General features: G+C 39.9%; 17 protein-coding genes and 1 tRNA gene. 11 read left to right on the top strand and 7 right to left on the bottom strand.

The annotated features are described in order from the left end of the window. The first annotated feature begins 33 nt into the window (after positions 1-33). Both rtcA and H729_RS07755 read left to right on the top strand, forming a co-directional pair. A complete protein-coding gene (gene rtcA, locus H729_RS07760) occupies positions 34-1,026 on the top strand; it encodes an RNA 3'-terminal phosphate cyclase (RefSeq protein WP_048134069.1) in 993 nt (330 codons plus the stop codon). Positions 1,027-1,040: 14 nt separating this feature from the next. Continuing rightward, on the top strand, positions 1,041-1,670 hold the full coding sequence (locus tag H729_RS07755; RefSeq protein ID WP_081633179.1) for a 2,5-diamino-6-(ribosylamino)-4(3H)-pyrimidinone 5'-phosphate reductase: 630 nt from the start codon (positions 1,041-1,043) through the stop codon (positions 1,668-1,670). Here H729_RS07755 and H729_RS07750 read toward each other — a convergent pair. The 6 genes from H729_RS07750 to ppk1 all read right to left on the bottom strand — a co-directional run bounded on the left by H729_RS07750 (position 1,642) and on the right by ppk1 (position 9,716). After that, positions 1,642-2,574, bottom strand: a complete 933-nt coding sequence (locus tag H729_RS07750; protein ID WP_020449454.1) for a hypothetical protein — start codon at positions 2,572-2,574, stop codon at positions 1,642-1,644. The genes H729_RS07755 and H729_RS07750 overlap by 29 nt on opposite strands. Positions 2,575-2,660: 86 nt before the next feature. Continuing rightward, positions 2,661-3,593: a transcription initiation factor IIB gene (locus tag H729_RS07745; protein ID WP_020449453.1), complete on the bottom strand. Its 933-nt coding sequence runs from the start codon at positions 3,591-3,593 to the stop codon at positions 2,661-2,663. Next, complete coding sequence (locus H729_RS07740) at positions 3,559-3,849, bottom strand: H/ACA ribonucleoprotein complex subunit GAR1 (protein WP_148285444.1); 291 nt, start codon at positions 3,847-3,849, stop codon at positions 3,559-3,561. The genes H729_RS07745 and H729_RS07740 overlap by 35 nt, the downstream gene beginning before the upstream one ends. A gap of 113 nt (positions 3,850-3,962) precedes the next feature. After that, entirely contained in the window at positions 3,963-5,477 is a 1,515-nt protein-coding gene (locus H729_RS07735) for a Ppx/GppA phosphatase family protein (protein ID WP_020449451.1), read from the bottom strand. After that, the gene (locus tag H729_RS07730) at positions 5,474-7,600 is read right to left on the bottom strand and encodes a YfcE family phosphodiesterase (protein ID WP_020449450.1); all 2,127 of its coding nucleotides are present in this window, start codon (positions 7,598-7,600) and stop codon (positions 5,474-5,476) included. Before H729_RS07730 ends, H729_RS07735 begins: the two co-directional genes overlap by 4 nt. After that, positions 7,587-9,716, bottom strand: a complete 2,130-nt coding sequence (gene ppk1, locus H729_RS07725; protein WP_020449449.1) for a polyphosphate kinase 1 — start codon at positions 9,714-9,716, stop codon at positions 7,587-7,589. The genes H729_RS07730 and ppk1 overlap by 14 nt, the downstream gene beginning before the upstream one ends. Positions 9,717-10,247: 531 nt before the next feature. Between ppk1 and H729_RS10035 the strand changes: the two genes are divergently transcribed. The 5 genes from H729_RS10035 to H729_RS07700 all read left to right on the top strand — a co-directional run bounded on the left by H729_RS10035 (position 10,248) and on the right by H729_RS07700 (position 18,176). Next, the gene (locus H729_RS10035) at positions 10,248-10,730 is read left to right on the top strand and encodes a hypothetical protein (RefSeq protein WP_020449448.1); all 483 of its coding nucleotides are present in this window, start codon (positions 10,248-10,250) and stop codon (positions 10,728-10,730) included. After that, on the top strand, positions 10,727-14,764 hold the full coding sequence (locus tag H729_RS07715; RefSeq protein WP_020449447.1) for a hypothetical protein: 4,038 nt from the start codon (positions 10,727-10,729) through the stop codon (positions 14,762-14,764). Before H729_RS10035 ends, H729_RS07715 begins: the two co-directional genes overlap by 4 nt. Before the next feature lie 9 nt (positions 14,765-14,773). Beyond that, positions 14,774-16,693 (top strand): InlB B-repeat-containing protein, encoded by a 1,920-nt coding sequence (locus tag H729_RS07710; protein ID WP_020449446.1) that lies wholly within the window; start codon positions 14,774-14,776, stop codon positions 16,691-16,693. Between the two features lie 65 nt (positions 16,694-16,758). Then, positions 16,759-17,970, top strand: coding sequence for an InlB B-repeat-containing protein (locus H729_RS07705; protein WP_020449445.1), 1,212 nt, complete (start codon positions 16,759-16,761; stop codon positions 17,968-17,970). A gap of 119 nt (positions 17,971-18,089) precedes the next feature. Continuing rightward, a tRNA-Leu gene (locus tag H729_RS07700) sits at positions 18,090-18,176 on the top strand. 131 nt (positions 18,177-18,307) lie between these two features. Here H729_RS07700 and H729_RS07695 read toward each other — a convergent pair. Then, positions 18,308-19,480 carry a hypothetical protein gene (locus H729_RS07695; protein WP_020449444.1) on the bottom strand — a complete coding sequence of 391 codons (1,173 nt, stop codon included), beginning with the start codon at positions 19,478-19,480 and terminating at the stop codon, positions 18,308-18,310. 186 nt (positions 19,481-19,666) lie between these two features. On the opposite strand from H729_RS07695, the gene H729_RS07690 reads away from it, so the two are divergent. From H729_RS07690 to H729_RS07675, 4 genes are all read left to right on the top strand, one after another. Further along, the gene (locus H729_RS07690; protein ID WP_147554419.1) at positions 19,667-20,749 is read left to right on the top strand and encodes a hypothetical protein; all 1,083 of its coding nucleotides are present in this window, start codon (positions 19,667-19,669) and stop codon (positions 20,747-20,749) included. Continuing rightward, positions 20,746-21,678, top strand: coding sequence for an ABC transporter ATP-binding protein (locus H729_RS07685; protein WP_020449442.1), 933 nt, complete (start codon positions 20,746-20,748; stop codon positions 21,676-21,678). The genes H729_RS07690 and H729_RS07685 overlap by 4 nt, the downstream gene beginning before the upstream one ends. Further along, positions 21,675-22,475, top strand: coding sequence for an ABC transporter permease (locus tag H729_RS07680; RefSeq protein WP_020449441.1), 801 nt, complete (start codon positions 21,675-21,677; stop codon positions 22,473-22,475). The genes H729_RS07685 and H729_RS07680 overlap by 4 nt, the downstream gene beginning before the upstream one ends. Positions 22,476-23,290: 815 nt before the next feature. Beyond that, the gene (locus H729_RS07675; RefSeq protein WP_020449440.1) at positions 23,291-25,066 is read left to right on the top strand and encodes an InlB B-repeat-containing protein; all 1,776 of its coding nucleotides are present in this window, start codon (positions 23,291-23,293) and stop codon (positions 25,064-25,066) included. The last annotated feature ends 78 nt before the right edge of the window (positions 25,067-25,144 follow it).

Below are 25,144 nucleotides of genomic sequence, written 5' to 3'. Positions count from 1 at the left end.
TGTAATACTATCTTTACATACACTCATTCACAAATGTTAACTATTGATGGATCGATGGGAGAAGGAGGAGGACAAATTGTCCGTACCTCGATGGCCTTTTCTGCTCTGCTGGATGAGGAAATTACAATCACAAATATCCGTGCCAACCGCAGCAAGAAAGGACTGAGGCCGCAGCATGTCGCCGCAGTTTCAGCCATAGCTTCCATCTGCGGGGGAGAATTAGAGGGAGCATTCACCGGATCAGAAGAATTGAGATATTCTCCAGGTGATTCAGAACTTCAGGATTATACTATAGATGTAGGGACGGCAGGCAGCATACCGCTTGTACTTCAGGCATGTATGCTGGCCGTGTTGAAAAAACCGCACATGCATCTCAAGGTTTACGGCGGTACGAATGTGTACTACTCTCCCTCCATAGATTACTGTGAATACGTTATTTTTCCATTTCTGGAGAGAATGGGCTATAATATTACATTGAATGATTTTGCAAGAGGCTTTCATCCTCAGGGGGGAGGAATGGTCGACATCTCCCTATCTCCAGGACCGCTCAAATCCATTGATCTGAGCTGCCGCGGAGAGCTTCTTAATGAAGGCGGCATCTGTTACATTCAGAATCTGCCGTATAAGATCGGAGAACGGCTGAAAACCATGTCCGGCGCTGATGTGATTCAGAGCAGCAATGGTATTTCTGACGGAGCAGGACTGTTTTTGTACACTGAGTATGAAAATACAGTCTTTGGAGTAGATGCCCTGGGAAGAAAAGGACTGTCATCAGAAAAAGTAGCGTCCATGGGCATTGATGCCATGAAGCAGGAAATCAACTCCGAGGGCACGATTGATATGCATGCGGCAGACCAGCTGTTTCCCTACATGGTTCTTGCAGAAGGAACTTCCCGCTTTAAGGTTAGAAAAATCTCAAATCATCTCTACACCCTGATGGATCTGATTCCGAAATTTGTAGATGTGCAATGTAACATATCAGATGACAGCGGATGCTTTTTAGTTGAAGTCAAACCTCAGAAATAATTGGAATGATCATCATGCGGCCTTTTGTAACTGTTAACTGTGCCATGACTGCAGACGGAAAAATAGCTTCTGTGCTGAGAAAACAAATGCGGATATCTTCAGCGGAAGATCTCGCAAGGGTCAAAGAACTGAGAAAGAATTCTGATGCCATTCTGGTCGGGATAGGTACAGTCTTGTCTGATGATCCGCATCTTACAGTCAAAGGTCTCAGCTACGAGGAAAATCCGCTGAGAATCGTCTTAGACGGCAGAGGACGTCTGCCTGAAACCGCCAGAGTATTAGATGATCTCGCTGAGACATTGATTGTAACATGCGAGAACTGCAGCAAAACATGGGCAGGCGCAGAAGTTTTGAGAACAGGCAGAGACAAAGTCAATCTGACAGACCTGATGGAGAAACTCTACGACCGCGGCATCAGGACATTAATGGTTGAAGGGGGAGGTGAAGTGATCTCCTCATTCTTTGAAAACGGACTTGTTGACAAATACTGCGTATTTGTAGGCAGCATGATCATCGGGGGAAGAACAGCACCTACGCCGGCAGACGGAAACGGTTTCGAGCAGCCTGTAAATCTTAAACTGGTTGATTATAAAATTCTTGGAAACGGTTTGCTGCTTACGTATGAACCGGTGAACGATCTATAGGAGATTTGTAAAAGTCTATTATTTTCTTATTGTATCCGTTCACATATATTTCACTGCCTTCATTTTTAATGTGCCAGACCGGAACATAATATGTGTTCAGATATTCTATCTTTATCTCATCTTCTTTAGGTGCGATCTTACGGCGCTCTTTAAGCGTGATGCTCTTGTTTTCAAAGATGTATTCTCTTACAGAACTGTTGGATTCTATGATTTCCTGCAGGGTTATCTGCTCAGCATCACTCACTGTAATGGCCGGCTGCATTTTGCTGTGCTCAATCTCCAATGAATACACAACATCAACATCTCCCCAGGCTTCAGCTCTCATCGATACTGAATTTACGGCGATGTTCATGCTCTTGGCACTCTGCAGGTCATCAGATTTTATCATACATCTGAAAACAAAATACGGTACGAGATGTATGGACTTTAAAATGCAGGCAGGGTAGTCTTCATCCACTTCATTTTCTGTGTAATTGAGTTTAAGAATAATATCGCATAAAGAAACTTTTTCGACTTCATCTATCTCTTCTTCAGAAATCAGGGGAGGAAAATCAGTTGCAGTTATCTCATCGAGGATACTGCAGTTCTTTTTATTCACAGAGTCTTCGAGCTTTACTCTCTTAATCTCATCCTCTAAGCTGTTTTTATCCCAGATTATCACATCTGGATCAATATCATATGCAACTTCTTCCGGCAGGCCTCCCATTACCACTAAAATCTTTTTTCCAGTGAAGTCGCTGAATTTTGCCAGAAATTGATTGAGGGCTGCCATATCAAAAGTCATCTGCAGGCATATTGCTGCATTACTGTCTTCCCTGTCTGCAATGATATATCCATCTGCTCTGTGCGAATCAAAGCCGTTGTAGCTGAGGATTTTTTCGATAAGTGAATATAAACTCTGCAAAACAGTCCCTGCGCCCGATATGAAAATAAAGAATATAAAGATAATCACATGGTACTGGACTGCAGTATCATATGATTGTTTGGAATTTAAAGCTGAATCTCGATGCCGAGTTTTTCAGTGAGCTCTTTGTAACGGTTTCTGATTGTCACTTCAGTAACACCGGCGATATCTGCCACTTCTCTCTGGGTCCTGCGCTCATTGCACAGAATCGATGAGATGTAGATAGCTGCTGCAGCTACACCAGTCGGTCCTCTTCCGGATGTAAGCTCTTTTTTAGCTGCATCTTTGAGGATTTCTGCTGCTTTTGTCTGCACTTCGCCGCTCAGCTTCAGTTCTGAACAGAACCTCTGCACGTAATCCTGCGGTTTTGTAGGCATCAGTTTGAGTTTGAGCTCTCTCGTCATGAATCTGTATGTTCTTCCGATTTCTTTCCTGCCGACACGTGATGAAGTTGCTACTTCGTCCAGAGTTCTCGGGACATTGCACTGTCTGCATGCCGCATACAGCGAAGCTGCTACGACTCCCTCAATGCTTCTTCCTCTGATGAGGTTCTTGTTAACTGCTTTACGATAAATCATTGCTGCAGTTTCCCTCACGTTTCTGGGAAGACCCATTGCAGATGCCATTCTGTCTAATTCGCTCAGAGCAAATGCCAAGTTTCTTTCTGTGGCATTTGAAACTCTTATTCTCCTCTGCCATTTCCTCAGACGATAGAGCTGGGCACGGTTTCTTGTAGGAATGCTCTTACCATAACTGTCCTTGTTTTTCCAAGAAATTTCGGTAGAGAGACCCTTATCATGTATCGTGTAAGTCATAGGCGCACCAGTTCTGGCACGCTTTTCTCCCTGTTCTACGTCAAATGCTCTCCATTCGGGACCCTGGTCTATGAACTGATCATCGAGCACCATTCCGCAGTCTTCGCAGACTAGTTCCCCACGCTCATAATCACGTACCAAGTGGCGGCTTCCGCACGCTTCACATTTTTCAATTTCTTCGGTCCCTTCTCTTACCTTTGGCATTGTATGTGACCTCCTCAATGTAGACCTGCTTTCCGATCAGGGAAAGCATGCCCCCCTTGCCGTTTGGTCTGACCAGTATGTAGGGTGAATCAACAGGTCCGAAGACTCTTCCTACCTGGCCAACAGGTTTGTTTCGGTTATCCACGATGCGGTCGCGCGGGTTCGGTGCAAAGGATCCCCTTACAATGAGTTTGCCATCATAATTGATCTTTGAAACCGTACCTAAAAATTTCATGCGCATCCCTGCAGATAACATTTTTATAGGAGCTAAGTCAACTTACTAATATTTATACTTTACGATATGCTTTTTAATTAGTATGGTTAGATTCATTTAACAGATTTCAGAGGCTTTATTCGCATATATATTAGTTATTGTTTTTCGGCCTGTTTTATTTTAATTCTCAGGTCCCTATTAAAGGCTTTCTGGAACGTTTTTCTGCAGTTTTCCAGGCCCCATTTTTCTAAAGTAGCATCTCCTTCTGCCGTACATTTCAAAACTGCTGATACTTTGCCGTCTTTCTGCAGCGATGCTGATTTTATGACATTGTTTCTGCTGCGGTCCAGGCTTTCAGCCAGTTTAAGAAGTGCCGACAGAATCAGAACCGTCTGCGGATTGACAGAACTCTGCAGTTTTTTACTCTGATGAAGCACTGCCTCAGCTATGATCGTAATCTCCCGGTTATTAAATCCCAGCAGATCAGCGTTCATGATTATGTAATAAGAATGCTCTCTTCTGTTGTTGAAGGAGATGAATTCTCCTGCATCATGAAGATATGCTGCATACTGCAGAAGTTCCCTTTCATCGTCTGACAGTTTGTGCATGCCGCTTTCTTTTGAAGTATCAAAAAGCTCCAGTGCAAGTCTTACCACTGTTTCAGCATGTTTTTCATTGATGCCGCAGGACTTTCCCAGTTTCTGTACGCTTGCCTCTCTCACAGACATGCCGTTCTGAGAACATTCTTTCATCTCCAGAAGATAATCGGCGACCATCCCGTCCTTGACTCCCCTGTCGGTAGTTCTGAGTTCGCTGATCCCGAATTCTTCCATAATCGTTTCAAGAATCGCTGTTCCTCCAACTATGATATCTGCCCTCTCGGGATTTATGCCGGGAACCTTCTTTCTCTCTTCCAGCGGCAGGCTGCGCAGTGTGGTTGACATCTTCTTCAGGTTGGAGTACTTGATCGTTCCTTCCTTTCCGCCGTAAGCTCTGAAACTCATGTCCGCCAGATTAAGGATGGTTCCTGAACCGCCTATGACCGTCTCCCACTTTTTCTTTTTTATGGAGCTGGCGGAAGCCCCGATGCTCGTCCTGGCGTATTTTTTCATTTTGTTATATGCGGAGTCTCCGACAATCTCCTTGTCTTTTTGGAATTTATGACTCAGCCTCATGGCGCCGATCTGAAAACTCCACAGTCCGCTGTAGTCTTCCTTGTCGCCGACAGCTATTTCCGTACTGCCCCCGCCGATGTCTATCAGCAGAGTGGTTTTATTCTCAAAATCTGTGCCGGACCTTACTCCTAAATAAGTAAGCCTGGCTTCTTCTCTCCCGGAAATGACGTTGATGTCCAGTCCCGTCTCTTCCTTCACGCGTTCTATCAGCTCTTCCTGATTCCTTGCTTCCCTGGTTGCTGACGTTGCGACAACTACAATCTCTGCCGCATTGTATGTTTTAGCCAGCTGTGAGAACTGTCTGCAGACCATTACTGCACGATCTATAGCATCTTCCCGGAGAATATTCTCTCCGAATTCTCTTTCTCCCAGCCTGACAATCTCTTTTTCTTTTCTTAAGAGCGTAAATGTACACGGCTCTTCAATGCTGCCTATTAAAAGCCTGATGGAATTTGTTCCCAAATCAATGAATGCTACATTGCGGCTTTCGGTCACAGCACTTCCACCTTGTATTTAAAGACCTTTTCAAACAAGTCGTTCTTTTTCAAGAAAATGTCATCTGTTTTCTGCGAGAGGAATATTTCCAGTCTTCCATTGATTACCGGGCAGTTTGTAATCTCTTCCATATCTGTCTGATTTGCTATGTCATCGGCAATCCTGAGAATGCCGGCCAATCTTAAAATTCTGTTCAGGTCTGTATTCGACACGTCTTTTATTTCCGGGTCGTCCAGTTCCGGCAGATCTCCCCTGTGGTATCTTGCTATGCAGGCGATGATGTTTTTATCATTGCTGCTCACCGGCAGGCTGAGATCCATGATTATTTTGTAAGAATTCTTTTCATGATCTCTCTTGCCCATCAGCCAACCTGCATCATGCAGGATTGCTGCATATTGAAGGAGAGTGAGATCATCCTCATACAGCTTGTGCAGCCCGCATGTGTTGCAGAATATACTGGAAGATAATCTTGCTACTGCCGCTGCATGGCTGATATTTATGTCCAAATTCTCTGCCAGTCTGAAAACGTCATCGATTCCGCCTGATATCTCTGCATTTTTCTTCCTATCCTCTGTATGTATGTCTTCCAGTCTGCATCTGGACGAGACCTCTGAGAATCCATCATCCAGCTTTATTATTTCTGCTTCCCCGGTGCTTACATCAAGAACTGCGTAAGACGGTCTGGCATCTGAGTCTTTGATATTGCCGATGCTTCCCGGGTTGATAAAAAGGACTTCATTGACCCTGCGGATGAAGGGCAGATGAGAGTGCCCCATGAGTACTATATCCGCTTGAGACATATCTGCCAGGCAGGCAAGTCTGTCCGCGGGGGTCTTGGGTCCCAGGCGCTCCTTTCCTCCGGCAGGGCTGTCATGAACCATGAGGATCCTTTTGTCTGATACTTTCAATCTCAGCCTTGAGGGGAATGTCAGAATCTCATTTATGCTTTCCAGTGAGATATTCTTCATTGAATCTTTCAACTCATATCTTGATTTGAAAAATTCCGATGACCAATAGATTTCGGCTGTAGCCAGATCATAGTTTCCATGAATGCATATAGCATTATTCTGCTTGAGCAGCCGGAGACAGGCATCGGTGTCTCCTCTGCCCGAGATGTCTCCCAGGCAGAGAATGCCGCCGACTCCTCTGCATATGGCATCATTCAATGCTTTGACAAGTGAATCGTAACTGCCGTGAATGTCTGAAACGATCATCAGTTTCTGACTCTGCATTTCTTTTAAACAATCTGGCAGATTTTCTTCAAATTTGGCAGTAAGATGTTCTTTGTAATATTCATCATTCAGCCTCTTCCAGACTTTCCTTGTTTCTGTGTATAGTCTATCTCTCGACTCTCTGCAGTTTTTAAGCAGTAAATCCTGCAGCTCAAGAATCTTGTCCATATCTGCGCCTTCGAACACGGATTCCCTGATAATTTCTGGAATTTTTTCTAAAAATACATCAAAATCATGCATTTTTCCCAGAGAATCCTGCAGTTCTTTCAGAGATGCCAGCTCTGCAGACAGTTTGTCATCGAACAAAGGGCTGAAAACTTCAAGACAGTAACGGAACTTCTTGACTGCTATCCTCATTTTATGATGTCCTGTCTTGTCATAGACATCATCCAAATTCCGGCTGTATTTTTCTACTGCTGAATATCTCACACAGATGTTTGCCAGTCCGAGGGAGTAGCAGTTCTTATCGCTGCAGTTTATTTCTTTAAGATTTGAAATTATATCTTCCAGGATGCCGCTTTTGTGCATCTGAGATATTCTTTTCTTTGCAAATATATACGATTTCTCCCGGCTGACTTTCAGTCTTTCAACGATTTCTGTCAGCGGCTGATCCTCATACCTGCTGAGATACTTGATAAAAACATCGCTGTCCCGGGCATCTCCCAGTGAGTTTGTAAGAGATTTCAGGGCTTTCAGCCATTTGGCCGCTTCTTTGCCCTCGAAGCATGAGCTGAAGATTGGTATGCCGGTTCTCAGCCTTCTCGATGCTACTCTGATGTCGTGAATATCCTCTTCTTCAAAGTTCTTCAGAGAACTCAGTTTAATCAGAGTTTCAGCAGGCTCCAGAAGAGTCTGAATTGCAAGATCCTGCAGGCTTTCAGTTTTCCCCATGCCATATTCCTCTATGCTCAATCAGCCATTCCTGCGAATCGATCCTTTCCTGCCCTTCTTTGGGATGAAGTTTTATCCATTCTCCGTCCAGCTGCAGTTCTCTTGCTTTCACATTGTCTGAAAGGTGGATATTGAGAATATCTATTGCTGCTTTTCTGAGGCTGTCATCTTGAATGGGAAACAGTTCTTCCACCCTTCTGTCTAAATTTCTCGGCATCATGTCTGATGAGCCTAAAAGCACCTCTTCATCCCCGCCGTTTCTGAAGTAGTATATTCTGGCATGTTCTAAAAATCTTGAAACAATGGAAATCACCCTGATGTTCTCGCTGACTCCCTGAATTCCTGGTCTGAGGCAGCACATTCCGCGGACATTGAGATCAATCTTGACTCCAGCCATTGATGCTCTGTACAATGCTCTGATAATGCCTCTGTCCACCAGTGCATTGAGCTTGAATCCCAGATACCCATCGCCGTGTTCCCTTTGTCTTTTAATTTCTCTCTCAATTCTTTCCATTATTCCTGCTCTCAGGTAATCAGGTGAAACGAGAAGCTTCTTGTATTCTTCATTTACGCAGTATCCAGTAAGACTGTTAAACAGCTTGGATACATCAGAAGCTATGTCCGGATCACATGTAATGTATCCTATGTCTCCATAGATCTTTGCAGTCTGTGTATTGTAATTTCCTGAAGATAAGTGGCAGATGCGCTTGATGCCGTTTCTTGTCTTGTAGACTATCATGCACAGCTTTGCATGAATTTTCAAACCTACAGGACCGTAAACAACATGCACACCTGCTTGTTCCAGGCGTCTTGCCCATGAAATGTTGTTAGTCTCGTCAAACTTAGCCTTCAGCTCTAATACGACAGCTACAGCTTTGCCGTTTCTTCTTGCTTCCATCAAAGCATCAATCAGCGGCGAATGAGCATCAACTCTGTAAAATGTAATCTTAATTGCCATCACATTAGGGTCTTCTGCAGCCTTCCTGACTAAATCTACGAAGGACTGGAAACTGTCGTAAGGATGGTAGAGCATGATGTCTTTGTAAGTGGATTTGGCCACTATCGTTGACAGGTCTGAAAGAGCTCTCGGCGTGTACGGCTGAAAAGGAGTATCCATCAGCTCTGCTCTTCTTATGCCGTGAATCTGCCAGAAGTCATTGAGTGCCAGTGGAGCTTCTGATTTGTAGATCATATATGCCGGCAGTTTCAGGTTCCAGGACAGCAGTTCGATGATTTTGTCCGGTGTGTTTTCTGAAACTTCAAGCCTCACCGGTTCTCCGACAAATCTTGATTCCAATCCTTCTTCCACTGCTGTCAGAATGTCTGTTGTCTCATCAACTTCTATTTCGAATTCTGCATCCCTCAGCACTCTGAATTGATACACTTTTTCTACGCTCACTCCTGGAAACAGCACATCCAGATTGGAGCTTATCAGATCTTCCAGCATGACCAAGTGGAATTCTGCTGATTTTTCTGCTCCCTCGTCCTCTATCCTGATAAACCTTTCAATCAGGTTCCTTCCCGGAACCTTTACCCTTGCAAATTTGCTGTTTCCAGTTTTGTCTTTAACAAGGATTGCAAGATTTATGGACCCGCCTGAAATGAATGGAAATGGATGATTGGAGTCAAAAGACAACGGTGTAAGTATTGGATAGATATTGTTCTCGAAGAATTCCCTCAGTTTCTTCTGCCTTTCTTCGCTCAGGTCTTCTATTTTATGAACATATATCCCATTTTCTGCCAGCTGGGCTTTCAGTTTTTCCCACACTTCGCAGTATCCTGTTGTAAGCCTACACACTTCTTCCCTTATTGCTTCGATCTGCTCCAAAGGAGTGGATTTCCCGGAAGAGATGTTCAATGCTCCGCTCTCTGCCTGATGTCTCAATGTAGACATGCGTGACATGAAGAATTCGTCCATGTTGTTTCCGCATATGGCTAAGAATTTCACTCTCTCCAGCAGCGGCTGGGTCTGGTCTTCCGCTTCTTCCAGTATCCTTTTGTTAAACTTCAGCCAGCTGAGTTCTCGGTTGAAGTAAAGCTGCGGGTCATCAAGGGAAACATTGTCTGTATTGTTCATCTCGCAACACTCTGTATTGGGTAGTTCACTGTCAGTCATAACTTACACACATGCCATTAATATGAAATTGTTTAGTCTTCCTGAGCTAATATATAACTGTTTTTTGTCTTAGCGTTATACTCATCGCAAGACTAACCTAAATAGCTTAGGTCTAAACTGTCAACTCATTTAGAAGCCTTTATGATATTATCTATTCTGAATATTTTTATTTAATACGTTATGCAGGCTTTTTTTGATTATACACTATTTGTATCAATTACGAATTTTATAATCTGTCCGCTCAATGATGCAATATATCATGTTTAATGTTTAGAGTTTTACTCATTTAGAATTATCTGTAATGATAATTCTACATATGTTAAAATCAGTTACTGGCTATGGATAAATACTCCATTTATCAAATACTTAATCCAAGTAATATTTTAAATATGAGGCAACCAATCGGTAGCCTAAGTTCATTGATATTCAATGTGTGTGCGATCGCAAGGATGGGAACCGGCGTGTCATCACATCGCTCGTCTTATTCTTCTTACGCACCCGTTGTCGATGAACAAAACGATGGTGGCATGTATGAATAAACAGACCTTGTTTGTTAAGGTTTCAGACACATCTGGAGCTGACATGCTGTCTCAGAACCCCTACCTCCAAATCCTGACGGGGGGGGGGTATTGGAATTCTCACTCTGCTAAAGAGTCAGGATTGTTGATCACTTCTTCTGTTAAAGAAAGAAAAGGATCTCAGAATTCCTCGCCGCTTAACCTTAAGTCGATTTTTTATGCGGATAAGCGTGGTGTTGTTTCATATTACAAATGTTCCAGCGTAAGCGGTCAATGCTCACCGGTCGCTTCGTTTGTAACATTGTTATGCGAAAGCAAGCATCACCTTACTTCACATAATTTCGAGGCTCGAAACTCTGAGATGCATGCATCATGTCATTGTCGTTTTAAAAATCCATCGTTTGCAACGGATGGTTTTCAAAATCAGTTTTTGAAATTTTCTCCAAATAGGATCAGCGAAAGCTTTCGTGATTTGGAAGGCAGAGTGATATTATGAACGACAAGTCGAAAAATAAATCGATAATTATGGCATTAGCAGTGTTCATAGCGATCGCTGCATTTGCATCGCCTTTGCTTATGAGCGATGACAATGGCGATTCAAACACTGTTGTGCTGAGCGATGAGGCTCCTGACTATGTATCAGTTTCATCTCAAGATGATATTGATAACGCAGCTGAAAATAGCAAGCTTTTGCTTAACGATGACTTCACTGGGTCTTTAACAATCCCATCTGGAACGTCACTGTATGGTATAGATATCCCTAAGGATCTGACTGATCTTGTAGGTGCCCCAGATGGTGCAAAAACAATCACTGGAGACGTTACTCTGGAAGCAGGAGCAACCTTAAACTTTATCAAAATTAATGGAAAAGTATCCATCTGTGACAATAACGTAACTGTCAATGACTCTACAGCTACAGAAATCCGATACTGTACAATTAACTCGGAAACTGCAATTGCAATATCTTATCTTGATATTCAGGCAGGAGATATATCCATAGTTTCAAACGAAATCAATAATAGTAACACTACCAACGCAATATTATCCTTTGAAGGCGCTCGCGATGGTAAAAGAGGTGCTACTGCATCTGAAAGCATATTTAGTCTTAGTATCTCTAATAATAAACTCGGTGCAGATGAAGGCAGGGCTTTTTCAGGAAATGATAAAGTTGGATTGAGCTACGCTGGTGGAAGTCAAATATCGATTTCTAACAACATAATTGCTGATGCTCCTAGCTGGGGCGCAAGCATTATGCTCAGATCTTTAAATGAAAACTCAACATTCGACGTATCTAAAAATAACATAGCAAATGGTGACAAACCTGAGGTTGGTTTATCGGGAGGTAATGCTTTTGATGGAGATGCAAACTCATTTTTAGATGGATTTACGACTGATGCTAAATCATTAATTATTCCAATTGGATCTATCGCAGTACTTTCAGAAGGGTCTGAATTTGAGTTTGAGAGGATAACTGTTAATGGTACAATTACATACGATGGCAGTTCTATCTCAAATGTTGATGGAATCTCAGCAATCAAAGCTGGTTCATTAATTATTAATGGCGAACTTACTCCAATTGGTGCTGACACACCAATCGTTGTCTCTGGAGACATCACTCTGGAAGGCAGTTTAATGGGAAAACTTATCATTCTTCCAGAAGAAATAGATGAGGATGGAAATGTTCTCGTAAAATCAAACATAAAGCTTCGTAATTTTGAAACAACTGATGGCGCTGTCATCGAATACAAACTAACCGTTGATGACGAGGGATCTGTATCAGATATTGGTACAATATCAAACGTATCAGAAATAAAGACTAATGAAGCTGGAGAAGATGTAGTTATTTCTAACTTGTATGAAGACCGTGGTGTTATAATTGATGTTCATGACATTGAATACAACAGTGAATACCAGGATGCTCCAGTTGACGTCACTCAGTTTAAAGCTGCAAACAACATTAAGGTTCTAAAAGAGATCACTTATACCAATGTATGTGGAGCTAAATTTGTATACAATGTAGAAGATTACTTCACTGATAGTATACTAGATGTAAATGGAATAAGTGCTAAAGTAGAGACTATCGACAAAACTTCTGCATTCCTCAACTTAAAGGTAACAAATGCCGGAAAATATGAGTTGACCTATATTGTATCAACAAATGCCATCAGTGATGATGGTAAAAACATTGTAGATTCTGACTTTAAAGTTGAGTTTACAGTATCTCAGAAAGTAATCAAATATGCTTTACCACTCGTAGTCAAGATATTTGATGGAACGACAGATGTATTTGGAAACATAGTCTGTTTAGATATATTTGATGAAGATGAAGTTTCATTCCTCTTAGAATTTGAATCAGCAGATGCTGGAATTCACAAACTCATCTTCAAGGGATTAGATGGTGAAGATGCGGGTAACTACATTCTAGCAGATTATTATTTCATAACTAATTATACACACGATTGTTGTGAAAATTCAGAGTCCTGTGAATGCGGAGACCTCCCATTTAGTATGGATGATTGCACATGTGAAAATGACTTCTGCATGTGTAAATTCATATTCTATGGGCTGATTCTACCAAAAACAATAACCTCGGATATGATCACAATATCGAACGTCGTTCCGTCTTTTGATCATCCTGATAAAGTCTACCCAACAATTACAGTTGAACTCCTTGATGGGACTACAGTTGAACTGGACACAAGTAAGATGAATGAACGCGACTATGATATCCCATTCGATGGATTCTTTGTAAATAAAAATGATTGTGAACAATACTTTGAATTTGAAGATGGTATCAGCATCAATGACGCTGGAGATTATTATGCCGTCATATGTAATCACCCTCTAGCACCAAGCTACAATATGAATTATTCATCAAGCTTCTCAGGGTCAAACTATATCGCAGGTCCAATTCTTGAAAATATATTTTATGAATATATTGAAAACGTTATTTATGAACTCCCTGACGCTACAGATAATGGAATGGATAATTCAATTCCTATGTATCTAACCGACTTGTTAACTCAATTCATATCTCATTTCACAAACAATGGTGAATCTGTTAACATTCAGGACATTATTAATCTGCTTTTCACATTGCCTATTAACGGAGAAGACAGTGGAAACAAAGCAATTGTTGACATTGATGATAGGACACTTTTTATGATGTACTATCTAGCATCTGCTGAAGAGAATGCCAATCTTAAAGGAGAATTAGCCTACGATGGTGGAAATAACATAATTAGATTCTCTGAAGATCTTAAAAATGAAGCAGGACTCCGCGCATGGTATCTCTCATTCAATAATCAGTTATCTGAATTTGGTGAAGGAGATTACCATCTGAGAATCTCTGCAGACGATGTTACAATTGCAGAATATACATTCACATTCAGCAGCGATGGAATTGATGATATTGTTAATGTGATCTATGACGAAGGTTATGCTTTGGACTTTGCAAATGCATGGGCGTCTAAGAAAGGGTTCGAATCAAAATCAGGAATTGTAATTAACTACCATTATATCTATGATGATAAAGGCAGTGAGATCCGTGAGGAACACATTGAACAGATAATAAACATCGCAATGCTCAAAAATGGATTACAATACACTTACAGCAACGTAGGCGCACAACTGCAACAATATGAGTTCCTTAGATGGTCTACCGTAGGAAGCCCAAGTCTATATGATGATGCCTGTTTAGTTGATAATGAGTTATTCCACTTCAATGCCCTTGAAGTCATAGATAGAACTGATCTTGAATCATATGCAGTTGATGGAGTTCTCAACCTCTATGCAGTTTACGACATGAAAACACCGAAACCAGACAACAAATCTATCGATAATGTTGCTGCATTCTATGATATAGATGCTAAAAAAGTGCAGGACCTGATGAGTTTGTATGGCATAAACGTCGATGATGTTATCAGCAGAACAATGGCCTTCATTTATGAACAGTCTGGATACAGCAATACAACCATGAAAGGTATTCTTTACAAGCTTGTTAATGGCGAACTTTTAGAGGTATATCATGAAGATAATCTCAATAGCGATGATGGTTTAAGAGCTTGGTATTTCTCATTCGATGATCAGGTAAACTCCGCCGTTGATACATACGGACTCGCAGGTTACTATGATGCACGTATTGTTGCTGTCGATCCTGAGGGAAATGAAACAGAACTTCTGAGTGCTAAATTCCACATTGCAGAAGAACTGTATGGGGCAAACATCACCGTTGACTACGTAAATGTAGACGATATAAATGACGCAGTGAAAGTATATATTGAACCTAAAAATGGATGCTTAGTCCCTGCTGGTGACCTCATAGTTGCTTACTCATTCATGTCTTCTGGACCGTTTGGAGATGAGCCTGCTAGTGCACTAGCTGATGCTGTTCCAATACCTGTATCATCCTCAACACAAATCATTGATGTTGATATCTCTGGTATGGACTCAGCAAATGCTATCTTCAAGTGGATAGATAGCAGCGGCCACACGGTATACTCTCTGTCAAACACGGTTACATCGCAGTGAGGGAGTCGAATGAAAATTACAAAAAGGACCATAGGGGCATTTACCTTCTTGGCGGCATTCGTCATGATGATGTCAGTAATGACACCATTAACGGATGCCGGCGCTGACAACAGCGCTCCTGTTCTTTTTTCTAATGAATCTGAAGATGGCTCTTTTTCAGACATTGATATCTTAGGAACATGGACCAATGAAGATGGTTTGACTCTGAAATATGCGCAAGCATATTATCATGGTGAAACCAAATACGGACTTATTGCACAGTTTGACGATGAATTCCCTCTTACCACCTATAACACAATTATGCCAAAATTGGATACGTCTGAGTTGTTGAAGGTGGCGGCTAATGCTGTAAGTATTGTGAAGGCTGATAAAACTCTGAATATCACACTAAACGGGCCATTAACTCCGGGTGAACATATCTATTGTGTGTACGATCCGGACCATAAGGATAAAACTCTATCATCCGTCAACTTTACAATAGGCTCTTCATACATTGGAGTGATAACATCAAATTATTTCGCATCAGCCGAAAACGCTAAAGCAGCAATCAATGCTGTATTGGAAGAAAGCAGAACAGATGTTGCAGACAAAACAATGTTCATTATTTATAATCAAATAGGAACATTCACCAACGATGTTATTGGAGAGTTATACTTCAATGATACGCTAATCTACTCTGAAACTCTGAAAAATGAGAATGGACAGCGTATCTGGTACTTCACATTCAATCAGCCAAATGCTAATGGAGACTCAATTTCCTGCATTGCAGGTGAATACGTTATGAAACTTGTTTCAAACGGTGAAGTAGTTGCAGATGGAAAAGCAACAATTTCTGCAGTAATGTATACGATCAGTGCTACAGCAGGAGAAAATGGATCAATAACTCCATCTGGAACAGTGACATTAGCAGAAGGATCGTCTCAGACTTTTACATTCACTCCTAATGCAGGATTTGAAATAGATCAAGTCTTAGTCGATGGATCACCAGTTGAAGTAACAGAAAACACATATTCAATCGAGAATGTAACTGAGAACCATTCAATTAAAGTTACATTCGTAGAAACTGGAGATATTCCTCAAAAACTGATCATTGAAGTAGAAGCTGGTAAAGGTGGATCTATCTCTCCATCTGAAAACGTGGAAGTAATAACTGGAGGAAACCAGACGTTCACAATAACTTCTGATTCAGGATATAAAGTCGATAAAGTCTTAGTTGACAATAATGAAGTATCTCTGACAGATGGAAAATACACATTCTCCAATGTAACTGAGAACCATTCAATTAAAGTTACATTTAAGAAGTCAGATACTGGCGGAGGCAGTGGTGGCGGTGGTGTAACCACAAACTACACAATTACTGCTACAGCAGGATCTGGAGGAAGCATCAACCCTTCTGGCAGCGAATCTGTGAAATCCGGAGGTTCCAAAACTTTCACAATAACTTCTGATTCAGGATATAAAGTCGATAAAGTCTTAGTTGACAATAATGAAGTATCTCTGACAGATGGAAAATACACATTCTCCAATGTAACTGAGAACCATTCAATTAAAGTTACATTCGTAGAAACTGGAGATATTCCTCAAAAACTGATCATTGAAGTAGAAGCTGGTAAAGGTGGATCTATCTCTCCATCTGAAAACGTGGAAGTAATAACTGGAGGAAACCAGACGTTCACAATAACTTCTGATTCAGGATATAAAGTCGATAAAGTCTTAGTTGACAATAATGAAGTATCTCTGACAGATGGAAAATACACATTCTCCAATGTAACTGAGAACCATTCAATTAAAGTTACATTCGTAGAAACTGGAGAAACACCAACTCCTTCAGGAGACAGTGGTAAAGATAGCACGATGTACTACATTATCGCAGCTATAGTCATTATTTTGATTATCGTTGCTATTGTATACTTCGTCATGAAGAAATAAACGCTAAAAAATAGGACTGCGTGAGCAGTCTTTACTTTTTTTTAGTAGTTAAATGAGGGATCACAATGAAAACTGCAAAGATGCAGGCACTGATATTCGCGATAGCTGCTGTAATGATTCTGTCAGCATTAGCATCGCCCATAACATCTTCCGAATCATCAGATTCAAGGATGTTTCTTGGAAACGCAGAATATGGAATAAATGTTACCTACAATGAGGGAGGTTTGGTCAAATATCAAACAACCGTATCAGAAGGAAAAGATGCATTAATTATTGTATCTCCTAATGAAGGATATGTAATAGAAATTGTAAAGTTAGACGGAGAATCATTCAACCCATCAAGTGTATCACCGGATGGCAAATCCGCCCTGTATGTTATTTCAAATGTTCAAAGTAGTCATTCAGTCAACGTAAAATTTAAACAGGAAGACGGCAGCGGTGAAGAGCACTACGCGATTACTGCATCAGCAGGAACAGGCGGCTATATCTCACCGCAGGGCAGTGTATCTGTATCTTCTGGAAGTTCTAAGACTTTCAAGTTTACACCAAACAATGGATATGAAGTAGATACCTTGTTAGTGGATGGAAAAACTGCGTATATTTCAGGGAACTCTTATACATTTGAAAATGTTACTTCAAATCATACAATTTCCGTGACATTTAAGAAAGTCAGAGAGTCTACCACTTACACAATTACAGCAACCGCTGGATCTGGAGGAACGATCACTCCTTCTGGAGAAATCTCTGTAAATAACGGAGCAGATCAGACCTTTATGATCTCACCAAGCAGCGGTTACAGAATAAATACCGTATCGGTTGATGGTAAAAGTATACAGATAACCAATAACCAGTATACTTTTTCAAAAGTCACTAAAAATCATGCAATATCTGTAACCTTTGCAAGCAATGGGGGAGATACGCCGGCTCCCGGAGAGCATACGGTTACAGCAACAGCGGGAAAAGGTGGTTCAATCAACCCTGCTGGATCTGTAAAAGTAAGTGACGGACAGAATCAGGCATTTACAATTTCTGTTAATGAAGGTTATGAAATTGATACTGTAATTGTAAATGGGAATGAAGTCAAGCTTACCGGCAATACCTATAATTTTTTAAATGTTGATGCAGATCAGTCAATTTCTGTAACATTCAAAGAAACAGGTACTGAGCCCTCTACCAGCGGAGATGACAGCAATGGCAATACTGTATACTGTATCATCATTGCAGTTGTAGTAGTTCTCATAATCGTGGCACTCGCATACCTCTTCCTGCGGAAATAAACATAACACGACTGCTTCTGCAGTCTTTTACTTTTTCTGGATCATGTTTTTATCGGTCTCACAGTCTTTTCTGCACTAAGGAAGCTTTATATTCTGGTTGGTTATTTGGTGAAAGATAAGCAAGGGTAGCCAAGCTTGGCCAACGGCGTAAGATTCAGGGTCTTATCCTTAGTGGTTCAGGGGTTCAAATCCCTTCCCTTGCACCAGTTTTTATTCTTATTGCTCACTCTTTATAATTTATACAAAGATCTTACGATTAAGAGTTCACGATCTATTCTTCATATTAAAATAGAAAAGTTTGCAGATGCACATCTGCAAACTCACTTCTCAGGTTTGTTTAAGGAATATTTACACGAAGTGTAGCATCATACAACTGATAATCCTGACAGTACCATGGTGACCAAGGCCAGAATCCAGCTTTATATTTACAGTAATTTATACTGTAGTAGTCATCTACAATGTATCCACCATTGTTGCTAGATTTTGATGAAGATGATATTAAACCTGGTTGTATCATGGTGGTAGTATTTCCAATATTTTCCCCTTCATTTATATCATGACTTGTACTAAATAAATCATCCCCAAATGATGAATAGTCATGTACTGCTAGATCTGGAACACTATATGTCCATGTAGTTGACATTCCAACTTCTAGACCACTTTGGCTGACACTCCAATTCAAGTTAACAGATACTTGTGATGTACCAGATGTACTGGTTGGTCCATATATTAACAGTTGTTGCGTATTCCTTAGGTTATCTACATCCGATCTAATATTTATGTCTGCAATTCTGGAATCAGAGTTTGGAACACCTTGGAATATATAGCCTGCTTTATAATACCTGTATGTATCACTATTGGTAATCTGTTCAAAGTAATTTGTTCTAACATATGCCCATCCATAGCTGCCACAATCTATATCTGTATGAGATCTGATTTCTGATCCCCACTCAGGTTCTGCTCCATTTGTGGCAGATAATGCTACGCCTTCTTTTAATTCAGTACTTTGAACTAACATATCATCTGCCCAGGCATATAGTCTATTTTCTGCTTCAGTCATATTATTTGTTTTTATACTGTAGCATGTAGTCACATCGTTTACTTCATCATAATATATTCCACATGCAGCTGCGCCTAGTGCAAATGCTGTCGGGATATCAAATCCATCTTCCATAAATACAGACGGATCATCTAACGAGACAACGGGTGTGCCTTCTAAAACGCAGTTTGCCAGGGCCTGGCGATACTCAAGAGTATTTGACGAATCAATGAGGCTCGAATCTATCAATACTATGCTGTCTGCCTTAATCGATTCAAAATTTTCTATTGATGATGCTGTCACAACACGCTTGCTTATTTCATCAGCTTTTTCTTGGGTAATCGAATAATCACCCAATATCACATTGCCATCCATACTATCTGCTTTATCGTTTAGCATGTATGCTGCAGGAGCTATGGAGAAAGATGCAACGATTAGCACCGTGATTATAAACGTTCCAATTTTGTTCATCTTTTACCTCCATCATACTTTAGCTTCTCTTTAGAAGCGTATTAATATATGTTTAATAGTATTAATAATTTACCAATTATTAAAATATGAATAAATTATATTATGATTATTATTTAACATTAAAACTTGGTGTATTTTTATTGAAAAATATATTAACTCATAATCGTATATCTATGAGGGGATTTTATGAAGTTTCGGAGCACTAAAACAACAAAGCGTACGGTCATTTGTCTAACACTAATCCTCGTATGTTTATTGTTGTCTCTAGGACTCATCTCAATTTACCATCATTCTGAAAAAAATTTGCAGCCCCTTACTCCATTTTCCATCTCTATGGAAGCAACCGGATCTGCAGAAAATACTGGCTATGGTGAAAGTCTGCAAGGTCAAATTTTATATGAGGCATTATTCTCAGAAGCTGATTTAATCTACAGTAGAATGGTTGTAACATATTGGACTAATCAAGGACCGTACGTTTCACAGCATTTTCAATATGAATACTATTTTTGGGCTTCAAAAGACCTCTTTATCCCCCAGAATTCAGAAAAGATCGAATCCAATCCTTCAAAAGAAGTCTACCTCTACATAGATGAAGAGTCTGGTGCAGAATTCAAGCTAACGCTCAATGCACATACAAAAATGTTATCTTTAGTTGAATACACTCACATTGGGATCTTTAAAAAATCAGGCACGGCAGAACAGAAGATTTCGCACATCTCTTTGTTGACATATGAGTCACATCCTCTAATAAAATATGGTGAAGTTCAGAAAGGAACTTCAGCTTTGCATATAGCTGTGGATGTAACAGGAAAGGAATCTTCAGGTGAAATATCAGATGAAACTAGCGGTAAAGTAGACATGACTCCAGTCTCGTCTGAAAGAGTGTATGATTTAAACAGTCACATATTACCAGATGAACAATCAAACAGGTATAGCAAAATTTCAGTAAATATTCCTGATACTTTTCATCTGCCCTCATGTGTTTATGAATTCTATGCACCTAGCAATCTCAATGGTTCTGTTGGATCATACAAATCAATGGAAGATGGATCAAAACCATATTATGAGTATGTTCTAATCATCAATATCCTTTCTTCAGATCTGCATGAGTATACTGGTAATATGACTCTACGTAGCTATGTTGATGATGTTGAGGGGCAGATTACTGGTATTCAATATTCTGGAGAAATTGCATCTACGCTTTATGATGAGACCGGCAAGATCATCGAGGAAAATCTGATAATCCTTGGATATGAGGGGTCATTATGAATGCAATGCTGGAGACTGTAAATTTAGTTAAATACTTCAATGATTTCTGCGCTGTAAATGATATTTCATTCACTGTAAAGAAAGGAAGTTTTACTGGTTTATTGGGACCGAACGGATCTGGAAAAAGCACTACTCTGAAAATGCTTTGTAACTTATCTTCTCCTACTTCTGGTGAGGTATATATCAATGGAATTGATGTATGCAAAGATGCTCCTCATGCATTGTCTACCGTGGGTTGTGTAATTGAAACACCAGAGGCATATCCATACATAACACCAACTGAACTACTGCACTATGTGGGTAAATTATTCTGCATGTCTAAGACTGCAATAACCGCTGAAACTAAAATTATTTTAGATAAAGTAGGGATCACAGAATATGCTGATAAAAAGATAGGAAAATTCTCGAAAGGTATGAAACAACGAGTTGCCTTAGCCCAAGCATTAATCAATGAGCCAGAACTTCTTATTTTAGATGAACCATCTTCAGGCTTAGATCCTAAGGGAATGTCGGACATGAGGACTATCTTAAAAAGTCTTAATGATGACGGAACAACAATTCTCATGAGTTCCCACATGTTACATGAAGTTGAAGAATTATGTAACAATGTCGTAATCATCAGTCAAGGACGTGTCATTGAATCAGGGGATCTGGAATTTGTAAAATCTTTGACAAAAAAAATATGCTTAACTGTCAAATCATCAAACAATCCCGATGCTGAGATGCTCTCTAAAATCTCATCGCTATCGGGCGTCAAATCAATATCACTTCACGATAATTCAGTCTCACTTTCTTTTGAAGGATCCATATCTGATCGTGCTTATCTATTAAGGGAAATTCTTAACTTAGGGTTAGATGTGTATGATTTTTCTGAATCTAGCACAGCATTTGAGCAAGTATTTCTTAAACTCACGGAGGAATCTAAATGAATGCTGCTCAACAAACAGCCAAACAACTCAGCTCAGTTACATTTTTTGAATTTCGAAATATACTTAAAAGCTGGAGATTTATAATTCCCCTAGCTATAACATTGGGAATATTTGCAATGGCATTCATCACTGGAAGCGATGCAGCCCGCGCTCACGAATATGATCCAGTTGAATTTTTAAGAGCAATGGTTGGTTCATCTGCACTTTTGCTTGGCATTTATGCAGCCGTTTCTTCTTCTGATTCGTTATCATCAGAGTACGATAAAAAAACAGGTTTAGTCTTATTTACAAAACCAGTTAGTAAATATACAATATACAGTGGTAAGTTATTGTCTAGATACCTCTTAGGATTAATCATCATATCTATCTATTATGTCTTGGCTTATTTATCATGCATATTGGTATGCAGCCACGCTCCAGTTACACTCGGACTTTCATTTTTATTGTCTCTTCTATACTTGTTTGCAGCAATTGGTATTGCGATGTTTTTTAGTTCAATATCTCCTAAAAGCATGGTAGCAACAATGTTGTCTTTTATGACATTAGTTGTCTTGACGCTTTTCATCCAGAGCATTACCATATCTTCCTTTGAGCCATGGTATAGTTTTTCATACTCCTCTGGAGCAATAGAAAACATAGTTTCTGATCGCTGCACAATATTTACATCAAATGGAGCTGGATCATTTTCAACCAATGAGTATATTCCAGAGACAGTCATTTCAACAATTGTGATGGGTATTTATGGGGTTTTTTCAACTTTATTCTCTGCAGTATTTTTTAGATATAGAACTCTGTGATGCACAATGGCTATTTATCTGAGGTTGAGTTGAGAATATACAAAATTTTAGTATATTGCATATGCGATATACTCCATCTGAATGATATTCTAATGCTCGATCTACCATCATTTATGTGATAAAAGTTAACACACGCAGTATTGTGCTTTATATTTTGTAAAATTTTATCACCATCTATTTTAAGAGCTATCTGCCGGATTAGAACATATTATAGCTCTATTCCTGTGACTAAAACTCAATTTTACATGATTTAGCTTTTTAATTAATGTATGTCATTCTCTCATCTATTGTTTAAATTATTTACTAAATCACCCAATACATCTGGTTCATTTTTTAAGGACAATTAGTTATCTTTGCAGTACCAAAATGGGCCCATAAAAAGATCATTTTTAGAATTGGATTCAAAATAATTTATCGTTAATATTTTAGGCGTGCGGAATTATATTAAACCTCTTGTATGGTAATACTCTGTAATACATAATGATTATAAATTATAAATAGCATAGTATATTTTATAGATCTGGCTTTGAATTATAACACATCTCGGGGGGGGGGGGTAATAAAAATCAGAGTTTTATCTTGGTTTAGAACACCTGTCTTAATATTATATAGTAGCATCAAAATTATCTCGCTTAGTTAGTCACGCCTATGCATACTGATCTATGCATTCGGGTGTGCTTAAAGATTGATAAGTTTGAAATTTAACAATCTCTAGGTGAGTAGTATGGAAAAAAACAACAAGATGATTGCAGCAGTAATCGTAGTCTTGGTTATATTGCTGGCAGTCGTCGGCGCCCTTTACGCCACGGGTAACCTTGGCGGGGGGGGGGGGGGGAGATGAAAAACTAACCGTTTCCTTCGTCGACGGCGACAGCGAGCTGTCAAATGTAGACATTGATAAGAACTCATATGTCACAGAACCGGCAGCACCGACCAAGGAAGGTTACATCTTCGCAGGCTGGTATTCAGACTCAGCATGCACAAAGGAATTTGATTTTAAGAATACTAAGATAACTGAGAACACTAAGATCTATGCTAAGTTTGTAGCAAATGATGAAAAGTTCACAGTTTCATTCAATACTAACGGCGGATCAAGCATTGCTTCTCAAACAATCAACGCAGGAGAGAAAGTAACAAAACCAGCTGATCCGACAAAAGCAAACAATAAATTTGCAGGCTGGTACTGCGATTCAGCATTGACTCAGCCTTATGATTTCAGCAGTCAGGTATTATCAAGCTTTACATTATATGCAAAGTGGACTGCAGAATCAGGAACTTATACAGTAACGTTTAACAGCAACGGAGGAAGCGCAGTTCCTGCTCAGACAGTAAAAGCAGGAGAGAAAGCAGTTAAACCAGCTAACCCTACTAAATCAGGATATTCATTCTCAGGCTGGTACTCAGACGCTTCACTTATAACTCAATATGATTTCAATTCAGCAGTAAATGCAGATATAACTCTCTGCGCCAAATGGACTTCTAACGGAGGAGGAGGCGGAGGAGGACCAGTTACACCTACAACTTATACTGTAACATTCTGCAATAATAATGAAACATATGCTACAGTTTCTGGCATCACATCCGGAACTTCCTTAGGCGACAAAATGCCCGTAGATCCATTCAATGGTGGTTATCAATTCTTAGGATGGAACACAGCTAGCGATGGAAGTGGAAATGCTTTCACAAAGACCACTAAAGTGAACGGCAACACAACTGTGTATGCTAAGTGGTCCGAAATTGAAGTAGTAATCCCTCCTACTCAACCTACTGACAAAACAGCATCTATATCTGAGTCTGTGGATATATCTGATTTAGTCAAAACTGCAGAGGATAATGGTAGTACTACCATTGCTTTCAATGCTTCTGGTTTCACTAATCCTGTGGATTCCATATTAATCCCTTATTCACAGATATCTAGCATGAATGATGCAATCAGTAGTAGTACTACTGTGGATTCAGTTACACTAAAAACAACAGAAGGTACAATCGTATTAAGCTCTGCGATGCTCAATAATATATCAACAACTGTCGCACAATCTAACGATATTATAATCTCTTTAAGCAATGTCACAGATGCAACTGATACTCCTACGTTATCTGGTTTACCTGATGATATACTATCTAGTGCAGTTGTATATGACTTATCAATTAAATATGATAATGGTACACCTGTATCCCTTAATGATACTAACACATCGACTATGTATGTAACAGTGCCAATATCCGAAGATTATGCCTCATCAGTTGTAGTTTTCTATGTAAATGATTCTGGAAAATTAGTCTCAAGTTGCAATGTCATAGATAGAGGCGTAGATACAATTACCTTTGAAACAACACATAATTCATATTACACCATTATCCAACAGCCATTTAAAGATTCAGCCGATGGTGTACTGACTAAAAACAACGTGGATGGAAAATACGAAGCAACATTCACACTGAGTGAAACTAAACCGGACGTAAGTGCATATGACAACTATCTAGTGGATTCATTCTTACAATTGATACAAAAGATAACAATGGCTTCACACTGGACTTCAGTGGAAAAACATATGCAAAAGGTAGTAACGATCCACTTGGTGTTAGCCTAGATAAGACTGGCTATCAGGTTGGCAAAGATGTAACAAAGCTATTCTTCAGCGACATCTATATAGCCGAAAAGTCAATCG

The organism is Candidatus Methanomassiliicoccus intestinalis Issoire-Mx1 (genome assembly GCF_000404225.1).
GTDB lineage: Archaea > Thermoplasmatota > Thermoplasmata > Methanomassiliicoccales > Methanomassiliicoccaceae > Methanomassiliicoccus_A > Methanomassiliicoccus_A intestinalis.
Note: the sequence above shows the minus strand (reverse complement) of the source record. Positions and strands in the feature narration are given on the sequence as shown.

Bases quoted from the DNA above. Each gene is read 5' to 3' on its own strand.
- ppk1 (WP_020449449.1), bottom strand. From the start codon at position 9,716: ATGACTGACAGTGAACTACCCAATACAGAGTGTTGCGAGATGAACAAT.
- H729_RS07690 (WP_147554419.1), top strand. From the start codon at position 19,667: ATGAAGTTTCGGAGCACTAAAACAACAAAGCGTACGGTCATTTGTCTA.
- H729_RS07695 (WP_020449444.1), bottom strand. From the start codon at position 19,480: ATGAACAAAATTGGAACGTTTATAATCACGGTGCTAATCGTTGCATCT.
- H729_RS07740 (WP_148285444.1), bottom strand. From the start codon at position 3,849: ATGTTATCTGCAGGGATGCGCATGAAATTTTTAGGTACGGTTTCAAAG.
- H729_RS07730 (WP_020449450.1), bottom strand. From the start codon at position 7,600: ATGGGGAAAACTGAAAGCCTGCAGGATCTTGCAATTCAGACTCTTCTG.
- H729_RS07715 (WP_020449447.1), top strand. From the start codon at position 10,727: ATGAACGACAAGTCGAAAAATAAATCGATAATTATGGCATTAGCAGTG.
- H729_RS07680 (WP_020449441.1), top strand. From the start codon at position 21,675: ATGAATGCTGCTCAACAAACAGCCAAACAACTCAGCTCAGTTACATTT.
- H729_RS07745 (WP_020449453.1), bottom strand. From the start codon at position 3,593: ATGCCAAAGGTAAGAGAAGGGACCGAAGAAATTGAAAAATGTGAAGCG.
- H729_RS07685 (WP_020449442.1), top strand. From the start codon at position 20,746: ATGAATGCAATGCTGGAGACTGTAAATTTAGTTAAATACTTCAATGAT.
- H729_RS07710 (WP_020449446.1), top strand. From the start codon at position 14,774: ATGAAAATTACAAAAAGGACCATAGGGGCATTTACCTTCTTGGCGGCA.
- H729_RS07755 (WP_081633179.1), top strand. From the start codon at position 1,041: ATGCGGCCTTTTGTAACTGTTAACTGTGCCATGACTGCAGACGGAAAA.
- H729_RS07705 (WP_020449445.1), top strand. From the start codon at position 16,759: ATGAAAACTGCAAAGATGCAGGCACTGATATTCGCGATAGCTGCTGTA.
- H729_RS10035 (WP_020449448.1), top strand. From the start codon at position 10,248: ATGAATAAACAGACCTTGTTTGTTAAGGTTTCAGACACATCTGGAGCT.
- rtcA (WP_048134069.1), top strand. From the start codon at position 34: ATGTTAACTATTGATGGATCGATGGGAGAAGGAGGAGGACAAATTGTC.